This is a genomic window from Streptomyces spinoverrucosus (assembly GCF_015712165.1).
Classification (GTDB): Bacteria; Actinomycetota; Actinomycetes; order Streptomycetales; family Streptomycetaceae; genus Streptomyces; species Streptomyces spinoverrucosus_A.
Genome location: NZ_JADPZX010000001.1, coordinates 4461133 through 4483870, shown reverse-complemented (window position 1 = coordinate 4483870; position 22738 = coordinate 4461133). Strand labels below are relative to the sequence as shown.

Here is a 22738-nt window from a genome sequence, read left to right as displayed (position 1 = left end):
GCGCCACAGGGCGGCGGGGCCGTGTGGCGGCGGGCTACTCGCCCTGGGCGAAGGTGCGCCGGTACTCGCTCGGCGTGGTTCCGAGGATGCGCTGGAAGTGCAGCCGCAGATTCGCACCGGTGCCCAGACCGACGTCGGCGGCGATCTGCTCGACGCTGCGCTGCGAACGCTCGAGCAGCTCACGGGCCACGTCGATGCGGGCGCGCATGACCCACTGCATCGGCGTGTAGCCGGTCTCCTCGACGAAGCGCCGGGAGAACGTGCGCGGCGAGACCCCCGCCTGCCGCGCCAGTACGTCGAGGGTGAGGGGCTCGCCGAGCCGGTGCAGCGCCCACTCGCGGGTGGCGGCGAACCGCTCGCCGAGCGGCTCGGGCACGCTGCGCGGCACGTACTGCGCCTGACCGCCGCTGCGGTAGGGGGCCGCGACCAGGCGTCGGGCCGCGTGGTTCGACGCGGCCACCCCGAGGTCGCCGCGCAGAATGTGCAGGCACAGGTCGATGCCGGAGGCGGCGCCGGCCGACGTCAGCACGCTGCCCTCGTCGACGAACAGGACGTTCTCGTCGACCTGGACGAGTGGATGCTTCGCCGCGAGCGCCCGCGCGTAGTGCCAGTGCGTCGTGGCGCGCCTGCCGTCGAGCAGGCCGGTGGCGGCGAGCGCGAAGGCGCCTGTCGAGATGGCGGCGAGCCGCGTGCCCCGGTCGTGGGCGGCGGTCAGCGCGTCGACGACGGCCTGCGGCGGGTCGTCGCGGTCCGGGAACCGGTAGCCGGGGATGAAGACGATGTCGGCCCACGCGAGCGCGTCGAGGCCGTGGGCGACGGCGTACGACAGGCCGTCGCCGCCGGTCACGAGACCGGGTGCCGCCCCGCACACCCGCACCTCGTACGGCATGCTCGCGCGGGTCGTGAACACCTGCGCGGGAATGCCGACATCGAGCGGCTTCGCACCCTCGAGCACAAGGACGGCGACGCGATGCAGGCGGGAGGGTGGCACAGGGAACAGGGTACGAGGGAGGGCGGGGGCGGCCCGTTCGTCCTCATCGACGGCGCGACTCCGGGAGGAGTCCGGACAGGCCATGCCGGGGCCTTCGTCGTGTTCCGGCTCGCTTCGTCGGCGTGGCATCATCGGGCCACGCCGACTTCGGGGGGATGTACATGGCGGAACAGGCCAGGTCGCGTCGCAACACGATTCTCGTGGCCGGGACGGCCTTCGGTGCCGCTGCCCTGAGTACGACCGGCGACCTCATTTTCAACGTCTTCCACGAGACGACCGCCAAGCTGGTGTCCATCGGCGCCACCGTCGCGTTCGGCGGAATCATGGCCTATCAGGCGGTGAAGGCCCGGGGGGAGCAGTCCTTGGGGGCGGTCGCGCCGGACCGGGGCAGGCGGCACCAGTTGGAGAGGGTGGAGCCCTTGGTGGGCCGGGCGGCCCTCCTGGACAGCCTGACGACGTTACTCAGGGATGTGCCCACTCCGTCCCGTCGTGCCCTGCCGGTGAATGTCAGGGACAGCCAGGCGAAGATCGTCGTCGTGCACGGTGCGGCGGGCGTGGGGAAGACCACGCTGGCCCTGAACGCGGCCCACCGGGTGAAGGACTCGTATCCCGACGGTCAGCTCTACGTCAATCTCCAGGGCGACGGCGAGACTCCCAAGTCGAGCAGGGAGGCCCTGGAGGACCTCCTGCTCAGCCTCGACGTCGCCCGCGCCGATCTTCCGGCCGATGTCGACGGCCGGGCCGCCCGGTTCCGCAGCCTCACCAATGACCAGCGGTTGCTGATCGTGCTGGACAACGCCCACCGCTCCGAACAGGTACGGCCGCTGCTGCCGGTCGGCGCGGGATGCTCGGTCCTGATCACCAGCCGGAAGCCGCTCTCCGGCATCACGCTGCGGGAGCCGGTGCCGGTCTCGCTGCCGGACGAGAGCGAGGCGCTGGACGTCCTGGCCCACTACGCCGGCCGCGAGCGCGTCACCAGCGACCCCGCGATCGCCCTGGACATCACCCGCTTCTGCGGCAGGCTGCCGCTGGCCCTGCGCATCGTCGGTTCGAAACTGGCACAACGGCCCGACCTGAGTCTGAGCGACATGAAGGCACGTCTGGAGGACGAGAAGCTCCGTATGAGGGAACTCGTCCTGGAGGACGAGAGTCTGCACGCGTGCCTCATGCTCACCTATCGGGACCTCGACCAGGCCACCCGGACGGTGTTCGGGCTGATCGCCTCACTGGCGGTCGGAAGGCTCACCAACTGGCACTTCGAGCACGCCGGTACCGCGCGTGGGGCGGCGTTCGCGGTGTGCGACGAGCTGATCGAGGTCAGTCTGATGGAGGTCGAGGGCGGCGAGGAGGCGAGTACGAGCTATCGCGTCCACGATCTGGTCCGGGTCTTCGCAGCCGAGCAGTACGACTTGCTGCCGCCCGAGGAGCGCGGCCGGCACGAGGCCCGCCTGGTCAAGGCCTACCGTGATGCCGCGGTCGGCCTGGCCGCGCGGCGTGCGCCGGAACTGGGTGCGGAGGTGTCCGCCGGGGAGATCGGCGATCCGGTCGGGGAGTCGGGCGCCGGCTGGGTGTCCGCCGAGCAGGAGCGGCTGCGCTGGGCCATCGGCCGTGCCCGAAGTCTTGGCATGAACGCCGAGGCGGCCGAGATCGGGGAGGCGCTGTCGTACTTCCTCGACGACATCAACCTCTCCCCGGGCGCCGCGGACTGGCTGTTCGACGCGCCCCCGTCCGAGACCCGGCCTCGCGTGCTCGCCAGTCTGCGGCGCGCCCGCGCCTCGGCGGCCGTCGCCGAGGGCGCACCGGACACCGCGCTGACGCTGCTCGGCCGTGACGAGGCGGACGCCGGCGCCGACCCGGTCGGCAGGGCCCGGGACGAGATGGTCGTCGCCCGCGCGTACGCGGCGAAGAAGGACTTCCGGGAAGCCCTGGACCACATGACCACGGCCACGGACGAGCTGCGTGCCGCCGACGACCCGTGGCACGTCCTCAACTCGCTCGAGAAACTGGGTGAGTTCCAGAGGTGGCGCGGCAGACCCGAGCTGGCGGAGCAGAGCCAGAGGGAGGCGCTGCGGCTGGCCGAACGCACCGGTGATCTCAGGGCGCGGGCCCGGCTGCGGCGGACCCTGGCGGAGACCCTCGGGTATCTGCGCCGCCCCGAGGAGGCGGCGCCTCTGCTGGAGTCCGCCGTGCGGGACTTCCGGGTGCTCAACGACCGCAGATGGGAAGGTGCCGCCCTCTACGCCCTCGGCAAGATCTACCGTCTCCTCGGCCGACGCCAGGAGGCCGGTGAGCGCTACGACCGGGCTGAGGAGATCTTCGGTCCGATGGGTGAGCGGCACTGGGTGGGGCGCGTCAACAACGCCCGGATCCGCGTCCTGGCCGGCTCGGGGCGCCTCGACGAGGCCGCCGCGACCGCCGGGGCCGCGCTGAGGATCTTCGAGGAGGTCGGCGACGAGCTGTGGCAGGCGCACACGGAGCGGGACATCGGATGGCTCCACATCAGGTCGGGCCGGCCGGCGGCAGCCCTTGAGCCGCTGACCCACGCGATCGAAGTGACCGCACGAGCGGGGGACGCCTATGCCGGTTCCATGGCCAGGCATCTGCGCGGGGTCGCCTACCGGGAGCTCGGCCGGTATGCGGAGGCACTCGCCGATCTGGAAGCGGCACTGGAGACCTACCGGTCCGGCTCCTACGAGTGGAACGAGGCGGCCGTCACGCACGACGTCGTCCGCGCTCTCCGTTCCGACGGGAGGGCGGCGGAGGCCGACAGCCTGGAGGAGACCGCCGCCGCCAGCAACCCGGTCTTCGTCCGCATGCGGGGCCGCGACGGGGCTCAGGCCGTGCCTGACGAGGACTGACCGAGCGGGACGGGCCTACGCGTTGGCGGGTTCGTCCGGCCGGAGGGCGTCGAGGATGCAGGTGAGGCCGAAGGGGAACTCGTCGGCGTAGTCGTAGCCGGGCTTGAGTACGTGTTCCGTGGCCAGCTCCGTGAGGTGGGGATAGGCGTCGGCGGGCATGTCGCGCAGGATGGCGCCCGCGACCTCGTCCAGCTCCGCCGCGCCTGTGAACGGCAGGCTCAGTTCCTGGAGCACGAAGCCGTACAGGTAACTGTCGATCAGTGAGACGGCGTGGGCGGCCATCGGGACGGAGAAGCCTCCGGCGCGCAGTGCTCCGATGACGGCGTCGTGGTGGCGCAGGGTCGCGGGGCCGGGCCGGGAGCGGGAGTCCATCAGGCCGATGGCCCACGGGTGGCGCCGGAGGGCGGCACGGGCGGAGAGCGCGCGATCGCGCATGGCGGTCTTCCAGTCCGTGTCGCGCGGTGGCAGGTCGATCTCGGCGAACACCGCGTCCACCATGCCGTCGAGGATGTCCTCCCGGCCCGCCACGTGGTGGTACAGCGACATCGCCTCGACGCCGAGCGGTTCGGCGATGGCCCGCATGGTGAGTGCCGCCGACCCCTTCTCGTCCGCCACCGCCACCGCCGTACGAATCACGCGCTCGCGACTGAGCGGGGGACGCGCCGACCCGCCACGCCGGCCCTTGCCTGTGCTGGGCACCAATCTTCCAACTCCTCCGACAATTCCCGGCCTTGACTACCTTACAGCATAAGGCTAGCGTGCCTTACAACATAAGGTGAGCAGGCGGTGGAGGGGCGGGGCTGCGCCATGGGCACGGATCGGATGAAGAAGGTCTGCATCGTCGGGGCTTCGGGGAAGCTCGGGCAGTACATGGTTCGGCACGCACTGGAACGCGGCTACGAGGTGGTCGGCGTGTGCCGGGAGCGCAGCGTGCCGAAGCTGGCCGCGTTCGAGGGCCGGATGACCGTCGTCCCCGGACCCACGAACGACCCGGAGGTGATCCGGCGGGCGGTCGCCGGGTGCGACGGGGTGCTGACGGTGCTGGTGCCCTGGGGTGTGCGGCAGTACTCGTCGGGCACGGCGCAGGCGGTGCTGGACCACGCGCGGCCGGGTGCGCGGCTCGTCTTCTCCTGTGGCTGGCACATCACTCGTGACGGCAAGGACAGGTACTCGCGGATGTTCACCCTGGGCGTCCGGATCGCCGCCGCGCTGGGCAGGCTGGTCCGGGCCGTCGAGATCGACGACCAGGTGGAGGCGTGCCGACGGATCTTCGCGAGCGACACCCGGTGGACCGTGGTGCGCGGCAGCAGCCTGGAGGAGGGGGAGAGCCAGGGTCTGCCCGTGTGGAGCCGACACGTGGGCGACCCGGTCCTGGCCAGCAATCTGACGCGCCGGGTGGACTTCGCGCTGTTCATGGTGGAGGCGCTCACCGACGACACGCTCGTCCAGGAGGCCCCGGCGATCGTCGGCCGCCGAACCCCGAGCGCCCTCGCCCACACCGGGGGCTCCCCCGACCACGCCTAGGTTCAGTGCAGGGCGGGCTCGTCTCGGTGGCGCAGGGTACGCAGATCACGGCCGGGATGCCGTACCCCCGCGCCACCGTCGGCCCGTGCGCCATCACCGCGCCGGTCTCGGTGACCAGCCCGCCCGCCGTGAGGAACAGCGGTGCCCAGCCCGGGTCGGTCGTCGGCGCGACGAGGATCCCGCCCGGCTCGACGTGCGTGTCCGCCGGGTCGCGGACCACTCGGGCGCGGCCGCCGACCCGCCCGGCGGCCGCGCCCATGCCGGTGAGCGTGCGGCCGTCCGACGTCCGGGCCGGGGCCTGCTCCGGGTCGGTGACGCGCGGGTAGTTGGCGAGCATCGCGAAGACCGGGGCCGGGTCCTCCGGCCAGCGCGGCACGCGCGCCTCCGGGCCGCCGGTCCGGTGGACGGCGCGGACCCCGAACGTGGCGCGGCCGGGCTGCTCGCGCTCGTCGACGGGCTGGGCCTGCAGCCGCTGTCGCGGCAGTACGCCGAGGGGGACGCCGCAGCGGCGCTCGACGCCCAGCTCGCGCTCCTCTTCGGTCACTGGGGCCGGCTCACTGGAACCGGCGCAGCACCATCCTGACCGTCCCGTCCCGTTCCGTCGTCTCCTCGGTCAGGGCGAAGCCCTGGGCCGCCAGGGTGCCGGTCGTGAGGTGGTAGGCGTGGCGGGCGGTCAGCTTGCCCAGCCAGCGTTCGTCGTGCTTCCTGCGGTCGTACTCGCTGATCACCGCCAAGTAGTGGCCCTCCTCCTGATGCAGGAAGCCGATGTCGTTGGAGGCCCGGCCGATGTGGGCGCGGCGGACGATGACGTGGGCGCGGTCGGAGCGCACGTCGCCCTGGTAGCCGTACAGCGGCTGGGCGGTGTCGTGGACCTCCACCTCGCCGTAGCCCACGTCGGCGAGCGCGGCGCGCAGGGCGTCCGGGTCGGTGAGCTGGGTGGTCATGGTGGTGAAGTGCGACATGGATGCTCCATCCGGGAATTGGCACAGCGGATCAGTGGCCGAGCGGTTCCAGCGGCACGACGAACTGGCGTTCCGCCTCCACCGCCTCGTCGAAGGACGCCGACTGCGCGCGGCCCTCCCGCATCCAGGAGCGCAGCGCGCCGATGGTCTCGCGCTGGGACACCGACAGCGGCACCTGGCGGGCGAGCGCGGTGAGGATGTCGTCGGTGGTGAACTCACGGTCCTGGTGGAAGCCGACGTACATCGCGTCCACGATCGTCTGCTCGATCTCGGCGCCGACGTACCCCTCGGCGCGAGCCGCCAGCTGCGCGATGTCGAAGTCGCCCGGCAGTCGGCGGCGTTTGCGCAGGTGGACCGAGAAGATCTCGGCGCGTTCCTCGGCGGTGGGCAAATCGAGGAAGAAGATCTCGTCGAAGCGGCCCTTGCGGAGCACCTCCGGCGGCAGGCTGGAGACGTCGTTGGCGGTGCCGACCACGAAGCAGGGGGCCGTCTTCTCCTGCATCCAGGTCAGGATCGTGCCGAACACCCGGGTGCTGGTGCCCGAGTCGCCGCCGCCGTGGGCGAGCGCCTTCTCCATCTCGTCGATCCACACCACGCACGGTGCCACCGTCTCGGCCAGCCTCAGCGCCCGGCGGGTGCGTTCCTCCGCCTCGCCGACCAGCGAGCCGAACAGGGCGCCGACGTCGAGCCGCAGCAGCGGCAGCCGCCACAGTCCGCCGATCATCTTGGCGGTCAGGCTCTTGCCGGTGCCCGGGATGCCGATCAGCGCCATGCCCTTGGGCGCGGGCAGCCCGTAGTCCCGCGCCTCCTGGGTGAAGGCGCGCTCCCGCAGCCGCAGCCACTGCTTGAGTACGTCGAGACCGCCCACGTCGTCGGGGGTCTCGTGGACCGGGTAGAACTCCAGCGCCTCGCTCTCCCGGATGACCTCCTTCTTCTCCCGTACGACGGCCTCGATGTGCCGCTCGTCCAGGGCGCCGTCGCGGACGATGGCCTTGGCGTAGGCGCGGCCGGCCTGGGCGGCCGTCATGCCGAGGGCCGCCTGGCCGAGCTTCTCCCGTCCGCCGGGCGTCAGGTCGACCTTGATGCCGGGGGTCCTGGTGAGCCCGCTGAGCACGCCGTCCAGTTGGTCGGCGTCGGGCAGCGGGAGTTCCAGCACCTCCGTCTCGTTCCTGAGCTCTTCGGGGACCGTGCGGGCGGGCGAGATGACGACGATGGACTTGCGGGTGAACTTCAGCCGCTGCGCGGTGTTGCGCAGTTTCCGCTTCACCTGGGGGTTGGACCAGCAGTCGTGGAAGTCCTTCAGTACGAAGGTGATGTCGCCGTCCGCCTTCTCCACCTGCTCGATCACGGTGAGCGGGTCCTTCGCGACGGGCAGGTTGCCGGGCTTGCCGCTCAGCACCTCGAACCCGTCCGCCAGATCCCAGGCGAGGCAGGGACGCCGGCCGCGCTCGCAGACCTCGGCGATGGCCCGCAGCGCCCGTTCCTCTTCGAGGGTGACGACGACCACCAGGGTGTAGCGCGCCCGCAGGAACAGATCGAGTTCCCCCTCGAAACCCGAAACGGGGCCCACACCGTCGTACTCCTTCTTCACTCGCCCACCTCCAGCGGGTCGATGCCGGTCAGGGTCAGCCGTCCGTCGGGGTGGATGACCACCTCCGCGTCCGGGACCGCGTCGAGATCGTGCGGCGTGTAGCGGTCGCCGAACAGGTGCACCGTCTTGTTGGCGGAGCCGCGCAGGCCCCGGGCGATGCGCCGCCCCGCCTCGTACCGCCCGGCGAGCAGTACGTCGACGCAGTCGCGCAGGGCCGCCGCCTGCGGCATCCGCGCCACCTCCGGCCAGCGGTACCCGGTGAACAGGACGGTCGACAGGGAGGTCTCGGCGCGGACGCGGCCCAGCAGCCGCAGGACCGGCTCGCGCTGCTGGAGCGGCTCGCCGCCGCTGATCGTCACGCCCTCGATGCGGTCGCCCAGGCTCCGGATGCGCTCGAACAGGTCGTCCACGGGCGTCTCTTCGCCGCCCCGCGCATGGGTCTCGGGGTTGAAGCAGCCGGGGCAGCCGAGGGTGCAGCCCTGGACCCAGACGACGGCTCGGACGCCAGGGCCGTTCGCGGCGCTGTACGGCTCGAAGCCGTGGAGGCGCAGCCCGCGCTGTGACCGGTTCACGAGCCCGGCTCGCGGCGCAGTCGTTCCGCGGCGCGCTGCTGTATCACCGCCTGGGCCTCGGCGGTCAGTTCGCGTTCCACGATCCGGCCGCCCAGCGCCTTCTCCAGGTCCTCGGTGAGGTCGAGGCAGCCGGCGCCCGCCACCCCGCGCACCTCGATCCTGGTGGTGCCGTCGGGTGCGATGAACACCTCGACTTCCTGCAACTCCATGTGCCGTCTCCCTACGTCAGCTTCACGACGGGGTAGTCGCGGTGGGTGACCCGCCCGCTGACCAGGTCGTGCGCGGTCAGCAGCAGCCGCTTGTTGGCGTCGATGCCGAACTCCACGCGGAACCGCGCCTGTCCGGCGGACGCGGGCGGCTTGGCGTTGAGGAACATCGGGCTCTGTTCGTTGATCCAGAAGCGGTTGCGGATGTCGTCGTCCTCGGCCGAGATCTCGCGGACCCGCCAGGCGCCCGACGGGTCGCACACCAGCTCGGTCTCGCCGGTGGCTCCGCCGCCGGGCCGCCGGCCGCCGAGTTCGTAGATGGCGATGCCGAGTTCGCGCTGCCCGTCGTGGGTCGCGCGGACCGTCATGGTGTGGACCGGCTCGGTGGTGGGGTAGGCCGTACCGGCCTTGACGCAGGTGCGGTACTCGTACCGGCCGCTCTTCCGGTCGAACCAGCGCACCGCGTAGTCGTGCTGGATGTGGTCGTGGAAGTCGGTGCCGGCGGCGAAGGCCGCGGCGCCTCGGGCCACGGCGTCCAGCGGCCGGTCGCTGAGGACCCGCTCCCGGCCGAAGATGCGCTCCAGCGTCCGGCGCACCGAGGGGATCAGGCTGCTGCCGCCGACCATCAGCACCGCGGAAAGGTCGTCCTCGTCGTAGCCGCGGGTGGCGGCCGCCCGCAGGGCGCGGCGGACCACCCGGTCGATACGGGAGTACAGGTCGCGCCGGTCCAGCAGGTCCTCGAACGACACCACGCGCTCGCCGGGCGGCTCAGGACCGCTGCGGATCAGGTCGATGCCGAGGACGGCACCGGTGTCCGGGTTCATGACGCTGATCTCGGCGCGTTCGCGGCCCGGCTCGGACAGGGCCTCCTTGGCGCGTTCGCACTCCACGAGCAGGGCCCGGCTGAGCCGGCGTACGTCCTCCTCGCTGTCGTGGCGGCCGCAGCGCGCCAGCAGTTCCTCGTAGATCCACTGGTCGATGGTGGAGCCGCCGATGTCGTCGCCCGCCTTGCCCAGGACCCGGCAGTACCGGCCCGAGCCCGCGCGGTCGTCGTCGTCCTGCACGCGCACCACGGCCGCCTGGACCGTGCCGCCGCCGAAGTCGAACATCAGGTAGGCGTGGCCGGGCCGGATGTGCGCGCCGTAGCCGAGCACGGCCGCCGACGGCTCGTCGATCAGCCGGAAGCGGGGCATGCCCGCCCGCTCGGCTGCCTCCGCCAGCCAGTCCTCGTAGTGCTCGAACGACTCGACGGGGGCGGTCAGGGCGATCTCCTCGCCCTCGGAGCCGGTCTCGACGGCGGCGAAGGCCAGGACCGTGGACAAAAAGTCGCGGCCGGCCTCGGCGGGCGACACCTTGCGGCCGTTCACCGTCATCTTCTGCGGGCTGCGGTTGGAGACGTAGCGCTTCATCCAGCGGAAGGTGCCCGCCGCGTGGTACCTGCCCGCCGACAGCACCTGGTCCCCGAGGAACTGCCGTCCGTCCTCGGCGTAGTGGATCAGCGACGGCACCACCGGCACCCGGTGGGCGCCGTGTCCGAGCAGCCGCCCGTAGTCGGGGATGCCGACGGTCACGCCCTGGGCCGACGCCTCGTCCCAGACGGCCACGACCGTGTTGCTCGTACCGAAGTCGACACCCAGCCGGCCCGCCATCAGTGCTCCCCCTTCTCGTCGGCCGTCCCGCTCCTGTCACCCGGGACGTCCACACCGGCCTTGCGCACGGTCCGCCCGTCGCAGGACAGCCCCACCACCCGGACCAGCACCGGCTCTCCCGGCGCGCAAGTCACCGCCGCGCTCAGCGGCTCGTGCAGATCCGGGTCGAACGGCACTGCGGCGCCGGGCTCGCCGACGGTGTCGACGCCCACGTCACGCAGCAGCCGCAGCAGCCGGGTGCCGACCTCCACGACGTCACCGGCGCGCACCTGCGCGGTGCCCGAACGGTGCAGGTGCGCCTGCGTCGACAACTGCACCAGGGGCGAGCCGATCGTCGTGACCAGCTGTTCCAGGTCGGCGCGGGTCCGCTGCCGGGCGCCCTCCTCGGCGCCGGCGCGGGCCCGGGCGAGCTCGGCCCGCAGCCGCTCGATCGTCCGGTCGCGCTCGGCGATCTCCAGCCGGGCCTGCCTCAACTCGCTGCGCTGCCGCAGGCTCTGGTCCGCCCTTCTCGGCAGCAGCTTCCGCAGTATCGTCATGGCACTCACCGCCTCCCCTTCCGTTTGCGCCGTGGCCGGTGCGGGGCCGGGGTGCCGTGGTCGTCGCTCAACTCGACGTCGTGGGGCGCCGCCTGGTCGCCGTACGAGGCGTCGAGGAGTTCGACGTCGTGCCGGTGCCGCCACCGCACGAGTGCCGCGACGAGGTCGAACCAGGCGCGTTCCGCCGTGGAGAACCGGTCGTAGGAGCCCTTGAAGTGGCGTATCCGGGCGGGATCCACCTCGCCGAGGGGCGTACGGACCAGGGCGTCGAGCTTCGACAGCTTGCGGGTCCACCACAGCATGCGCCCGTCGCTCGAACCGCTGGCCAGCAGTGAGCCGTCCGGGCTCACGGTCAGGGCCTCGACCGTGCCCCGGTGGCCCCTCAGTTCCCCGGCCGGCCGGCCCGAGGGCAGATGCCACAGCCGTACGACGCTGTCCTGGCCGGCGCTGGCCAGCAGCTTGCCGTCCGGTGTCATGGCCAGCGCCCGGATGAGCTGGGTGTGCCCGGTGAGGACGCCGGCGGGCTCGCCCGAGGGCAGGTGCCACAGCCGTACGGTGTGGTCGTAGCCGCCGGTGGCCAGGAGCGAGCCGTCCGGGGTGATGGCGAGGGAGCCGACATGGTCGGTGTGGCCTTCGAGGGCGCGGATCTGCGCCCCGCCGGGCAGCTGCCACAGGCGCACATTGCCCTTCTGGCCGCCGCTGACGAGCATGCTCCCGTCCGGGCTCACGGCCAGGCACGGCACCCACAGTTCGTCGGCCCGCAGGGTGGTGGTCCGGGTCAGCCTGCCCGAGGACAGGCGCCACAACTGCACGTTGGGGCCGTAGCCGCTGCTGGCCATCAGATCGGCGTCCGGGGACAGGGCGACCGCCAGAAGGTTGCGGCCCAGCACCACGTTGCGCTTGGCCATGGTGTGCGCGTATTCGCCGACCACACTGCCCGAGCGCAGGTCCCAGACCTTGATGCCGCCGCCCAGGTCTCCGGTGATCACCAGTTTTCCGTCGGGCGTGGTCGCCATCGTCAGGACGCGCTTCGAGCCGTCGCCGGTCGCGAGCGGGCCGGCCGGTGTTCCCGAGGGGACCTGCCACATCCGTGTGTCGCCCCTGCTGCTGCCGCTGATCACGCGGGTCCCGTCGCGGGTGACGGTCAGGGACTGGACGTCGGCGTTCGAGTGGATGACCTGTGCCTGCCGCTCGCCGAACGGCGTGGTGCCGGGGAGTTCCGCGGCGCAGGCGCGCCGCGCCAGCCGCACCAGCTCCTGGTAGCCGGTCGTGTCGATGTCGGCCAGTCGCCAGCGCGCGTCCCCCAGAGCGCGGACGACGGCCGCCGCCCGCGCCGCCGGGGCGTCGAGCGCCAGCCGCCACAGCTCGTCCCACCGCTGGGCGCCCGTCAGCGTCTGGACCACCGCGTCCCACTCGACGTCGGACACCCGGCCGGACTGGCGTGCGGCCCCGTCGGCGACCGCCCGCACCCATTCGAGCCGCCCTCCGGCGCGCGCCTTCTCGGCCAGTCGCCGGCGCAGCGCCGTCCCGGCCCCGGCGTGGACGCCGCGCAGCAGGCTCCCGTCGAAGTCGAGGTCGGCGTACCGGTCGAACTCACCGGCCAGGAACAGCACCACGGCATGCCGGCCGGGGTCGGAGGGCGCCCGGCCCGCCCGCGCCAGCATGCCCGCGAGGCGCTCGTCGCCGGTCGAGACCGCCGCGTCCGCCACCGCGTCGACCGCGTCCTGCTCCTGGACGGCCTCCAGGGCGGCGCGCGCGATCTCGTCGACGACCGGGTCGGAGGACCGTGTGAACGTCTCGGCGAGCACGGCCACCGCGTCGGCCGTGCCGAGCGCGGCCAGCTCCCGCGCCGCCCGTCGGCGCCGTCGCGGGCCGAACATCCTGGACGTGTCCGTGATTCTGGCAGTCAGCTGGGCAAGCCGGGGATCAGTCATCCGGCCACCTGGGTGCGGTCTCCATGTGCTGCCTCGCGTGTCTCGCAGGCCAACGTGTCCGCCGCACACTGTGCTCCGACCCGGCCGGGACCGGTCCCGAGCCGTCCTTCGTCAGGCGTCCCCCGGCTGGCAGCGCGGGCACCACACGGTGGTCCGGCCCGCCAGGCGGGTCCGGCGCAGGAAGGTGCCGCAGCGGGGGCAGTGCGGGTCGGGGTCGTCACGGTGGCCGGTGAGCCAGGAGTCGCGCGGCGGTACGCAGCCGGCGGTGACCGAGGAGCGCAGGGTGCGGCGCATCTCGGTGTGCAGGCGGCGGCGGTCGGCCTCGGTGAGGTCGCCCGCCCGGCCGGTGGGGCGCAGCCCGGCGCGCCACAGGATCTCGTCGGCGAGCAGGTTGCCGAGTCCGGCGAGGACGGACTGGTCGATGAGCGCACTCTTGAGGCTGCCGCGCCGTGCGGTGAGCGCGGCCTCGAACTCCTCGCGGTCCACGGCCATCGCGTCGGGGCCCTGCCGGTCCAGCAACCGGGCGACCCCGGCGTCGTCGGCCAGCCACAGGCCCTGGAGTTTGCGCTGGTCGCGGAAGCGGAGCTGACGGTCGCGGCCGACGGTGAACAGGACGCGGTCGTGCGGTTCGGCGGCGGCGTCGGGGTGGTCGCAGACCAGGCGGCCGGTCATGCCGAAGTGCAGCATGAGGGTGTGGCCGCCGCCGGTGCGGGCGAGGAGCCACTTGCCGTGCCGTTCGAGCCCGGTGAACTTCCGGCGCTCCAGCGCCTCACGCAGCCGCCGGGCGCTCACCCCGTGCAGGACTCCGGCGTCCCGGACGTCGACGCGCCGGACGACCCGGCCCACCGCGCAGGTCTGGAACACCTCGCGGTAGGCCTCGACGTCCGGTAGTTCGGGCATGGCACGGCTCCATGTGGCTCGATGCGACGGCGCATCTCAACCGTGGCCTACTGCCGAGGCTCCCGCACCACGACGACCCCGCCCGCCGGCACCGTGACCGAACCGTCCCCCACCGGCTTCCCGGTGAGCAGTTCCGTCGCCCCGTCCGACACGGCGACCTCACCGCCCCGGCCCGAGTGGTCGATCAGGAAGAGGTAGTCGGCGTCGGAACCGCGCCGCAGCGCCGCCTCCACCCCCTCCGGCGTCGTCCGCACCGGCTCCACCCCCGCCTCCGACCGGATGCGGTCGAGCAGCGCGCCCAGGGTCGCCGGGTCCGGCCGCGTCGCCACATACCAGGCCACGCCCTCGCCGTACGCGTTGCGGGTGATCGCCGGTCGGCCGGACAGCGGGCCCTCCGTGTAGGTCGCCACCACCCGCGCGCCCTCCGTGCGCACCCGTTCCGACCACAGGGTCCCGGTCGCGCCCGGCGTGACCTCGCCCGTGAGGCCGACCGACTCGCCCGGCAGCAGCGGGAACAGTTCGTCGCCGCGCACGCCCAGGACCTCGCGGAACGCGCCCGGGTAACCACCCAGCCGGACATGGCAGTTCTCGTCCACGGCACCGCTGTGGAAGCCGACCGCCAGGACCCCGCCCCGCCGTGCGAAGGACGTCAGGTTCGCCGCACCGGCCTCGTCCACCAGGTACAGGCTGGGCGCCAGCACCAGGCGGTACGACGACAGGTCCGCGTCCGGGCGTACGAAGTCCACCGCGACGCCCGCCCGCCACAGCGGCTCGTACCAGTCCCGTACGAGGTCCAGGAAGCGGAGTTCGCCGCTCGGCTGGGAGGGCAGCTCCAGGGCCCAGCGGGCGTTCCAGTCCCAGACGACGGCCACCTCGGCCGTGCCCGCGCTGTCCCGGACCTCGGCCAACGCCCGCAGGTCGGCGCCCAATCGCACCACGTCCTGCCAGATCCGGCTGTCGGTGCCGGCGTGCGGGAGCATCGCCGAGTGCCACTGCTCGGCGCCCGCCTTCGCCGCCCGCCACTGGAAATAGGCGATGCCGTCGGCGCCGCGCGCCACATGGGCCAGGGCATTGCGGCGCAGCTCGCCCGGGCCCTTCGCCCGGTTGACCGGCTGCCAGTTCACCGCGCCCGTGGAGTGTTCCATCAACAGCCAGGGGCCGCCCGCCAGCGAGCGCATCAGGTCGCCGCTGAGGGCGATGTCGATCTCCGACTCGGGGTCCGTGGACCGCAGGTAGTGGTCGTTGGACAGCACGTCCAGGTGCGGGGCCCAGCGCCAGTAGTCCAGCGCGTCGAAGTTGTACATCACCATGAAGTTGGTGGTGGCCGGGATCGACGGGGCCGCCGCGCCGAGCACGTCCCGTTCCGCCACGTACAGCGAGAGCAGCTCGTCCGAGCAGAAGCGGCGCCAGTCCAGCTGGTGGGTGGGGTTGGGGACCGCGCCGGTGGGGCGCGGGGGCAGGATCTCGTCCCAGTCGTAGTACCACTGGCTCCAGAACGTGGTGCCCCAGGCCTCGTTCAGCGCCGCCAGGTCCTCGTAGCGGGAGCGCAGCCAGCCCCGGAACGCCTCCGCGCTGGTGTCGCAGTAGCACTCGGCGTTGTGGCAGCCGTACTCGTTGTGGACGTGCCACATCGCCACCGCCGGGTGCCCGGCGTAGCGGTCGGCGATCGCCCGGGTGATCCGCAGGGCCGCCCTGCGGTAGGCCGGGCTGCTGGGGCAGAACGTCTGACGGCTGCCGTACGACAGCCTGCGCCCGTCCCTGTCCACGGGGAGCGCCTCGGGATGCCTGCGGAAGAACCAGGCCGGCGGGGCCGCCGTCGGGGTGGCCAGGTCGGCGGCGATGCCGTTGTCGTGCAGCAGGCCGAGGATCTTGTCCATGCGGGAGAAGTCGTACTCCCCCTCGGCCGGCTCCAGCAGCGCCCAGGAGAAGATGCCGACGCTGACCATGGTGACCCCGGCCTCGCGCATCAGGCGCATGTCCTCGGCCCAGACCTCCTCGGGCCACTGCTCGGGGTTGTAGTCACCGCCGTAGGCGATGCCGGGGAGCTTGAGCTCGGGCTTCATCGGTCGGCACCTCCCAGCAGCCGTCGGGTGGTGGCCACGCCCCACTCGTCCAGGGACAGCAGGCGGTCGCTGGAGGCCATCAGGCCGCCGGTCGCCTCGACGTGCGCCGCCCAGCGCTCGCGGGTCTCGACGGCCGGGCGGGCCATCAGGCAGTCGGGGTCGTTGATCCAGAGGCGGCCGTGCTGCCACTGGCGTCCGACGCCGGTGAACTCGGCCGGGTCCTGGCCGGGCTGGCTGTAGTCGTCGGCCTCGGGGCGGCGGTGCGGTGCCGTGTCCGGGCTGACCCGCATCGCGTCGAACAGGCCGATGGACGGGAGGATCGGCGCCCCGCAGCCCAGCAGGTACGCCTCCGCGCCGATCGCCTCACGGATCAGCTCGATTCCGGAGCGGTACGCCGTGATCGCGTCCACGTCCGAGTGCCGTACGCCGTCCAGCGCGCCCGCGTAGAGGAAGTCGACCTTGAAGTAGTCGTAGCCCTCGGCGCGCAGGGTGCGGAAGACCTCCGTCAGGTACGCCGCCGCCTCGGGGTGGGTGGTGTCCAGGACGTGCAGGTCGTGGCCCCAGTTGACGCCCGCGTGGCGGAAGGCGCCGGACGCGTCCCTGACCAGCCACTCCGGGTGCTCGGCGGCCAGCTCGCTCTTCGGGTCCACCAGGAACGGGGCCGTCCAGATGCCCGCCCGGCGGCCCCGGGCGCGGATCGCGTTCGCGATGCCCTCGCGGGAGCGGAAGCGGCCGGAGAGGGTGAGCCAGTCGCCGAGGGCGCTCTGGTAGCCGTCGTCGATCTGGACGACGTCGACGGGCAGGTCGAGGGTGTCCATCGCACGGAGGTTCTCGTGGATGTCGTCCTCGGTGACGGCGGTGAAGTACTCGTACCAGGAGCACCAGACGGTGGGGGCGGGGCGGGGGGCGGCGAGGTCCAGGGTCGAGGCCCAGTCCGCCGGCGCCGACTGGATGTCCGTGCCGGTCCACTCCTTCACCGGGCCGTTCGCGCTCACCTCCGCGGTGCCGTCCGTCACGGCCAGCCGGATCGAGGGGACCTCGCGGGTCGGGTCGGTCGCCGCCCACAGGCGGACCGGCGAGCCGTCGCCCGGGTCGAGGACGAGCAGCCCCTCGCCCTGGAAGGTCCCCTCGGGGACGGAGTGACCGGGGCGGTAGCAGACCGTCGCCCAGTTGGCGTTGGTGGGGCGGTACGGCCGGTCGGTCAGGGCGTAGGCGCCGCTGGGGCTCCAGGACTGCCAGCCCTCCTCGTGGACGCGGGCTCTGCCGACGTCCACGGGCACGGAGGCCTGCGGGGTGAAGGAGTGGGGCACGGTGGTTCTCTTTCGAAAGGGTGGGCGTCAGCCCTTGTTGGCGCCGAGCGTGAGGCCGCTGACGAACTGCCGCTGGAGCAGGAAGTAGACGATCAGCGTCGGGATCGCGGTCAGCAGGGCGCCGGCGGCGACCAGGTTGGGGTCGGTGAAGTACTGGCCGGAGAGGTTGTTCAGCGCCGAGGTGATCGGCATGTTCTCGCCGGTGGAGATCAGGACCAGGGCCCAGAAGAAGTCGTTGTAGATCCAGATGGACAGGAGCGTGGCCAGGGCCGCCATCGCCGGGCGGCACAGCGGCAGGGTGATCTGCCAGTACAGCCGCCACACCGAGGCGCCGTCGACCAGCGCGGCCTCGGTCAGCTCGTGCGGGAGCATCTTCATGTAGTTGCTCAGCACGAACGCGCAGAACCCGGACTGGAACGCCACGTGGATGAGGACCAGGCCGAGAGCGGAGTCGTACAGCTTGCCGCTCATCGTGATGCCGGGCAGGTCCACCAGGAGGTACATCCGGTACAGCGGGGTGATGATGACCTGCTGGGGCAGCAGGTTGCCGGCCGTGAAGACCAGCAGCAGGGCCAGGTTGACCCGGAAGTCGAAGCGGCTGACGTAGAAGGCCACCATCGACGACAGGAACAGGGTCAGCAGCACCGCCGGGACGGCGATCACCAGCGTGTTCACGAAGTAGTGGGTCATGTCCGACTGCGTGAACGCGTCTGTGAAGTTGTCGAGGTTGAGCGTGTCCGGGAGGGACACGTAACCCTTCTCGCTGGTCTCGGCGTACGGGCGCAGGGCCGCGTAGATCGCCCAGGCCAGCGGGGCCAGCCAGGCCAGCGCCATGGTGGCGAGGACGACGTGCAGCAGGACGCGGCCGGGGCGGATCGGCGCGCGCCTCCTCACAGCGATGGTGCTCATGCCCGCCGCTCCTTCCGGAAGGTGCTCACCAGGTAAGGAATGATCACGACGAGCGAGATGAGGAGAAGGACGACCGCGATCGCCGATCCGTATCCGATACGGCTCGACTCACCGATGATGTTGCTGGTCACCAGGATGGACAGCAGCTCGGTGCCCTCGGCGCCGCCGTTGAAGACGTAGACGAGGTCGAAGGCGCGCAGCGCCTCGATGATGGTGACGACCAGGACGATCGTGTTGGTCGGGCGCAGGGCCGGGAAGACGACGTTCTTGAACGTCTGCCACTCGCCCGCGCCGTCGATCGCGGAGGCCTCGCGCAGGGACGGGTCGACGCCCTTCAGGCCGGCCAGGTAGAGGATCATCATGTAGCCGGTGTGCCGCCAGGACGCGGCGACGAGGACCGCCCAGAGGTTGAGGTCCGGGTCGCCGATCCAGTCGATGTACTTACCCGGCTCGTTGGCGCCGATGATGCTGTTGATCAGGCCGGTGTCGGGGTTGTAGACGAGCTGCCAGACGAATCCGATGACGGCCATGGACAGCACGACCGGCAGGAAGAACGCCGTCTGGTAGACCCGGCTGAACCGGATCTTCTTGTCCAACTGCACGGCCAGGAACAGACCGAGCGGCGTCGGGATCACGATCAGCACGACGAACCAGATGACGTTGTGCTGGACGGCCGGCCAGAACTGCGGGTTCTGTTCGAACAGTTCCTTGAAGTTCTGCAGGCCGACCCAGTGGATCGAGTCGAAGCCGATGCCGTCCCAGGTGGTGAAGGCGAGCGCGACGGAGGCGAGCGCGGTCACCCACACCAGGGCGATGTGCAGGATCGTCGGCAGGGTCGCCATCAGGCCCAGCGTGACCCGGTCGCGACGGGTGAGCAGACGGCGGTGCCCGTAGAGGGGCTTGGGTACGGGGGCAGCGCCCGGAGGCGGCGCGGCGGCCGCCTCCGGGTTCTCCTTGGCTATGTCCGTGGTCATGTGGCGGCTCATGAGGAAGCGAAGATCGTCTTCTTCTGACGCTCGATCGACGAGAGCAGGCTGTCGACGCCCTTGGGGTCGCGGATGAACTTCTGCAGCGCGGGCTGCATCACCGTGGAGGTGAAGTCCGGGCGGCTGTCGCGGTCCATGAACTGGGTCAGGGATTTGGCGCCGGAGATCATCTCGTACGCCTTCTTCTGGAGCGGGGTGTACGAGGAGGTGTCGGCGCCGGTGGCGGCGTGGACGACGCTCGGGTCTGCCTTGAGGTAGATGTCCTCGGCCTCCGTGGTGCCCAGGAACTCCAGGAGCTTGACGGCCTCGGCCTTGTTCTTCGGGCTCTTGCTCATCATGAACCCGTCGGTCGGCGCCTCGACGGTGTCCTGGCCGTACGCCGGGTCGATCTCCGGGAAGGCGAAGAAGTCGAGGTCCTCGAGATCGTCCGGGTTGGTGAACTGCTGGCCCACGAAGGTGCCCATCAGATACATGCCGGCCTTCTTCGACGCCAGGGTCTGCGCGGCGTCCTGCCAGGTGCGGCCGACGGCGCCCTCCTGGTGGTAGGGCAGGATCTCGGCCCACAGGTCGAAGGCGGCGCGGACCTTGGCGTCGGTCCAGGAAGCCTTGCCGGCCATCAGGTCGACGTGGAAGTCGTAGCCGTTCTTACGGAAGTTGATCTGGTCGAAGGTGCCGAGCGCGGGCCAGGCGTCCTTGTCGCCGAAGGCGATCGGGACCAGCTTGTCCTTCTGCATCTGCTTGCACAGGGCGACGAAGTCGTCCCAGGTGGTGGGGACTTCGTACCCCTTCTCCTCGAACACGCTCTTCCGGTAGAAGACCGCCCAGGGGTACGTGTACAGCGGCACGAAGTAGTACTTGCCGTCCTCGCCCTTGCTGAGCTTCTGCATCGCCTCGGGGAAGTTCCCGCCGATCTTCTGCCACACGTCGTCGATCGGGGTGGCGAGACCCTTGGCCGCGAAGAACTGCATCCGGTAGCCGGCGAACCAGGTGAACACGTCGTCCGGCGTGCCCTGGAGGTAGGAGTTGATCTGCTCCTGGAAGGTGTTGGAGTCCTTGGTGTTCACGTCGACCGTGATGCCGGACTTCTTCTTGTAGGCCGCGTAGATGTCGGCGAACGCCTTCTTCGGCACCGGGTCGGACGCCTTCGAACCCAGCGTGACCGTCTTGGGGTCGGCGGCCGCGCCGCTGCCGCCGCAGGCGCTGAGCAGGGGTATACCGGCACCGAGAACGGCGGCGCCGCCGATGCCGCGCAGGAGGGTACGGCGGCTCGGGCTCGGGAGGGTGAGACCGGAGGGAGTTCTGTGCATTGACGGCTCCTGGGGGGACAGGGTCCGGTCCGGCCCGAGAATTGGTCGAAACCAATCAGAAATCAACCTGACCGAACACGAGGGTGGCGTAATAACAGCCGCATGTCCGGTCATACGTCAAGGGTCGACGTCACTGTTTGTTGAAACGTAACCGTCATACTCGGGGCAACGGGGGGTCCCGACAGGCAGCGCCACAGAAACCAACAGGATCGACCGGGCCGGGGGCGCCCCGATGCCGTCAGGAGCCCAGGACGTCCATCAGGTGGTCGTCGAGGTCGGCCACCCAGTCCTCCCGCCGCCATGGCCGCAGCCCGTGACGAGCCTTCCGCAGCCGCAGCGCCGGCACCCGGCCGCCGGTCGACGCCGCCGCGGCCACACACTCATGCAGCAGATCGGCCGCCGCGCGCGGCTCCCCGAGCCGGATTCGGGCGAGTGCCTGGTCAGTCGTGACGATGGCCCGCTGCACCTGCTCCCTCGGTGCCGGCAACAGCGCCGCCGACCGGACGAAGCGGTCGTGCGCCGCGGAGGGATCCCCGACGTACAGCTCGCACACGCCCTCGAAACCGCGCAGATGCCCCCCGCGAGAAGGAGGTGGGCGCCGGGTCTTCGGAGTGGTCCGCCTCAATGTCGTACCAGGCCAGTCCGAGCGCGGCCTGTGCGTGCCGCTCGGGCCCGGCCCGAGCCGCGATCTCCGTCCGCAGCGCGTGTGCCCGCGCGCGGACGAGCATGCTCTCCCCCGACCGGGCGGCGCGTACGGCGTGGTCGACCAGGCGCCATGCCTCGTCGATGCCCTGTGTCGAGTACAGCGTGACCAGGGCGTGACTCATGAGCGCTCCGGCCTTCCGCCAAGGCTGCGCCAGTCGTTCTGCCTCGCGCGTCGCTTCCGCGTACAGGGCGCGGGAAGCGCTGTCGTCGCGGGTCTCGAAAGCCGGTCGGCCTGCCAGCGTCGCCGCCGCCACGGCAACTTCCCGGACCTTCGGGACAAAGGGATCGGGGAGCCCGCGCCAAGCACTTCGGCGCCGTCATCCGGAGATAGCCGCGCGGCTTCCCGGCGCGCCCGCTCACCGGCCACCCACCCGAAGTTCGGCCCACACGCGTTTCCCCCACGGCCTCGAGCCCATCCGGTCGTAGCCCCACCGGTCGCTCAGCGCGGCCACGAGAAGCAGACCCCGGCCCCCTTCATCCGTGTCGGGGGCAGGGGTGCGGACCTCTGGCAGCCGGTAGGCGTCCCTGTCCACCACGGCGACGAGGACACGGCCGGGCTCGGGAAGTTCGTAGATCAGCCGAATGCCGCCCCTGCGCGAGTGGACGATCGCGTTCGTCACAAGCTCCGAGACGATCGCCACGGCCGCATCCGCGGCCTCCTGGGGCACGCCCCAGCACTGCATCGTGGTGAGCGTCGCGCGCCTGGCAACGCCCGCGGACTCCTCCGTGCGCTCCAGTGTCGTGCTGTAGCTGGGGTGGCCAGTTGGACGGGGCGTCAGCCGGGTGCCTGCCGGTTGCGCTGGGGGTCTTTCCGTGATCGTCGCCATTCCGGCGGTGCGGGCACTGTCCGAGCGGGCGCGGGAGGTCGCCCGGCTCAAGGCGGCCTGACCCGGCACCGCCGCACGGCCCCGCCTCGGGGTGACGGGGGGCCGTGCGGGGGTCCTTCTGTCTCGACCAACGGGCCCGTCAGCTCGCCCGCCAATACCCCAACGCATGCATCCGATCCTTCGGCACACCCAGTTCCTTACGGACGTACGACGCCAGCGCCCGGGTCGTCACCGTGTCGCAGGCGACCCACACGTACGGATTCGGCGTGGCCGTCAGCAGCGTCGGCAGCGTGGTCCGTACGGCGTCGACCAGACCGGGCCGGGCCACCTGACGTATCTCGTGCCGGGCCGTGTCCGCGTGGCACGGCAGGCCGTCCAGCTCGCCCTCGAACCAGATCGTCGCCGGTGCCGAACCGAGAGCGTCGAGGAGGGAGTTGAGCGCGGGCAGCGAGGCCGGGTCGCCGATCGCGAAGACGTGTGAGGGCTCGGGCCGGGGATGCTGGAAGCCCGTGCCCTGGACCGTCGCCTCGATCGTGTCCCCTGCCTGCGCCGCCCGCGCCCAGTCACTGGCGCACCCCTCGTGGAGTGCGAACTCCAGGCTGAACGTGCCCGCCTCCGGGTCCGGGTCGACCAGCGTGTACGCCCGCTGGTGCGGCTTGCCGGCGTTGTCGAACCACAGCCGGACCCACATCGTGGGGTGGACCGCGTTGGCCTTGAGCAGGCCGCCGTCGGTGAAGTGCAGCCGCCGGTACTCCGGCGTGACGTCCTCGGCGCCGGTCACGGTGAGGACGAAGTCCTTCGCGCCCATCAGCTTCAGGACCGTGCCCTGCCAACCGTGCCCCTGCCCCATGGCGCTCCTTCACATTTCACGTACTATTCCGCCACGACAAACTTAGGGAAGCCTAACC

The 22738-nt window shown here is 71.5% G+C and carries 22 protein-coding genes; 3 read left to right on the top strand and 19 right to left on the bottom strand.

The genetic code is table 11. The features are described 5' to 3' along the window. Positions 1-34 precede the first annotated feature (34 nt). Positions 35-991 (bottom strand): GlxA family transcriptional regulator, encoded by a 957-nt coding sequence (locus I2W78_RS20240; protein WP_196461696.1) that lies wholly within the window; start codon positions 989-991, stop codon positions 35-37. 161 nt (positions 992-1152) lie between these two features. On the opposite strand from I2W78_RS20240, the gene I2W78_RS20235 reads away from it, so the two are divergent. Further along, the gene (locus I2W78_RS20235) at positions 1153-3849 is read left to right on the top strand and encodes a tetratricopeptide repeat protein (protein WP_196461695.1); all 2697 of its coding nucleotides are present in this window, start codon (positions 1153-1155) and stop codon (positions 3847-3849) included. 15 nt (positions 3850-3864) lie between these two features. Here I2W78_RS20235 and I2W78_RS20230 read toward each other — a convergent pair whose 3' ends face one another. Then, a complete protein-coding gene (locus I2W78_RS20230; RefSeq protein WP_230885520.1) occupies positions 3865-4551 on the bottom strand; it encodes a TetR/AcrR family transcriptional regulator in 687 nt (228 codons plus the stop codon). 105 nt (positions 4552-4656) lie between these two features. Between I2W78_RS20230 and I2W78_RS20225 the strand changes: the two genes are divergently transcribed. Further along, positions 4657-5373, top strand: a complete 717-nt coding sequence (locus tag I2W78_RS20225) for an NAD(P)-dependent oxidoreductase (RefSeq protein WP_196461694.1) — start codon at positions 4657-4659, stop codon at positions 5371-5373. Here I2W78_RS20225 and I2W78_RS41695 read toward each other — a convergent pair. Continuing rightward, positions 5276-5512, bottom strand: a complete 237-nt coding sequence (locus tag I2W78_RS41695) for a PEP-utilizing enzyme (RefSeq protein WP_374222727.1) — start codon at positions 5510-5512, stop codon at positions 5276-5278. The two genes, I2W78_RS20225 and I2W78_RS41695, sit on opposite strands and share 98 nt — an antisense overlap. Here I2W78_RS41695 and I2W78_RS40585 point away from each other — a divergent pair. Further along, positions 5459-5956: a hypothetical protein gene (locus I2W78_RS40585; RefSeq protein ID WP_230885519.1), complete on the top strand. Its 498-nt coding sequence runs from the start codon at positions 5459-5461 to the stop codon at positions 5954-5956. The two genes, I2W78_RS41695 and I2W78_RS40585, sit on opposite strands and share 54 nt — an antisense overlap. On the opposite strand, the gene I2W78_RS20215 is transcribed toward I2W78_RS40585, so the two are convergent. The 16 genes from I2W78_RS20215 to I2W78_RS20140 all read right to left on the bottom strand — a co-directional run bounded on the left by I2W78_RS20215 (position 5928) and on the right by I2W78_RS20140 (position 22680). Further along, entirely contained in the window at positions 5928-6335 is a 408-nt protein-coding gene (locus I2W78_RS20215) for a DUF1257 domain-containing protein (RefSeq protein WP_196461692.1), read from the bottom strand. The genes I2W78_RS40585 and I2W78_RS20215 overlap by 29 nt on opposite strands. A 31-nt stretch (positions 6336-6366) precedes the next feature. After that, positions 6367-7926, bottom strand: coding sequence for an AAA family ATPase (locus I2W78_RS41440; protein ID WP_196461691.1), 1560 nt, complete (start codon positions 7924-7926; stop codon positions 6367-6369). Beyond that, on the bottom strand, positions 7923-8498 hold the full coding sequence (locus tag I2W78_RS20205; protein ID WP_196461690.1) for a 4Fe-4S single cluster domain-containing protein: 576 nt from the start codon (positions 8496-8498) through the stop codon (positions 7923-7925). The genes I2W78_RS41440 and I2W78_RS20205 overlap by 4 nt, the downstream gene beginning before the upstream one ends. After that, positions 8495-8707, bottom strand: a complete 213-nt coding sequence (locus I2W78_RS20200) for a DUF2997 domain-containing protein (protein WP_196461689.1) — start codon at positions 8705-8707, stop codon at positions 8495-8497. Before I2W78_RS20200 ends, I2W78_RS20205 begins: the two co-directional genes overlap by 4 nt. Before the next feature lie 11 nt (positions 8708-8718). Further along, positions 8719-10353 (bottom strand): Hsp70 family protein, encoded by a 1635-nt coding sequence (locus I2W78_RS20195; RefSeq protein ID WP_196461688.1) that lies wholly within the window; start codon positions 10351-10353, stop codon positions 8719-8721. Then, on the bottom strand, positions 10353-10889 hold the full coding sequence (locus I2W78_RS20190) for a hypothetical protein (RefSeq protein ID WP_196461687.1): 537 nt from the start codon (positions 10887-10889) through the stop codon (positions 10353-10355). Before I2W78_RS20190 ends, I2W78_RS20195 begins: the two co-directional genes overlap by 1 nt. A gap of 5 nt (positions 10890-10894) precedes the next feature. Then, a complete protein-coding gene (locus I2W78_RS20185; RefSeq protein ID WP_196461686.1) occupies positions 10895-12823 on the bottom strand; it encodes a WD40 repeat domain-containing protein in 1929 nt (642 codons plus the stop codon). Positions 12824-12934: 111 nt separating this feature from the next. After that, a complete protein-coding gene (locus tag I2W78_RS20180; RefSeq protein ID WP_196461685.1) occupies positions 12935-13723 on the bottom strand; it encodes a DNA-formamidopyrimidine glycosylase family protein in 789 nt (262 codons plus the stop codon). Positions 13724-13770: 47 nt separating this feature from the next. Beyond that, positions 13771-15786, bottom strand: a complete 2016-nt coding sequence (locus I2W78_RS20175) for a beta-galactosidase (protein WP_196461684.1) — start codon at positions 15784-15786, stop codon at positions 13771-13773. Beyond that, positions 15783-17096 (bottom strand): glycoside hydrolase family 36 protein, encoded by a 1314-nt coding sequence (locus I2W78_RS20170; protein ID WP_196461683.1) that lies wholly within the window; start codon positions 17094-17096, stop codon positions 15783-15785. The genes I2W78_RS20175 and I2W78_RS20170 overlap by 4 nt, the downstream gene beginning before the upstream one ends. A 27-nt stretch (positions 17097-17123) precedes the next feature. Further along, a complete protein-coding gene (locus I2W78_RS20165; protein ID WP_196461682.1) occupies positions 17124-18005 on the bottom strand; it encodes a carbohydrate ABC transporter permease in 882 nt (293 codons plus the stop codon). After that, complete coding sequence (locus tag I2W78_RS20160) at positions 18002-18979, bottom strand: carbohydrate ABC transporter permease (RefSeq protein WP_196461681.1); 978 nt, start codon at positions 18977-18979, stop codon at positions 18002-18004. The genes I2W78_RS20165 and I2W78_RS20160 overlap by 4 nt, the downstream gene beginning before the upstream one ends. 8 nt (positions 18980-18987) lie before the next feature. Next, positions 18988-20298: an ABC transporter substrate-binding protein gene (locus I2W78_RS20155; RefSeq protein WP_196461680.1), complete on the bottom strand. Its 1311-nt coding sequence runs from the start codon at positions 20296-20298 to the stop codon at positions 18988-18990. A gap of 238 nt (positions 20299-20536) precedes the next feature. Then, a complete protein-coding gene (locus I2W78_RS41435; protein ID WP_196461679.1) occupies positions 20537-20851 on the bottom strand; it encodes a hypothetical protein in 315 nt (104 codons plus the stop codon). Positions 20852-21359: 508 nt separating this feature from the next. Next, the gene (locus I2W78_RS20145) at positions 21360-21830 is read right to left on the bottom strand and encodes an ATP-binding protein (protein ID WP_196464642.1); all 471 of its coding nucleotides are present in this window, start codon (positions 21828-21830) and stop codon (positions 21360-21362) included. 139 nt (positions 21831-21969) lie between these two features. Further along, positions 21970-22680 (bottom strand): siderophore-interacting protein, encoded by a 711-nt coding sequence (locus I2W78_RS20140; RefSeq protein ID WP_196461678.1) that lies wholly within the window; start codon positions 22678-22680, stop codon positions 21970-21972. Between the last annotated feature and the right edge of the window lie 58 nt (positions 22681-22738).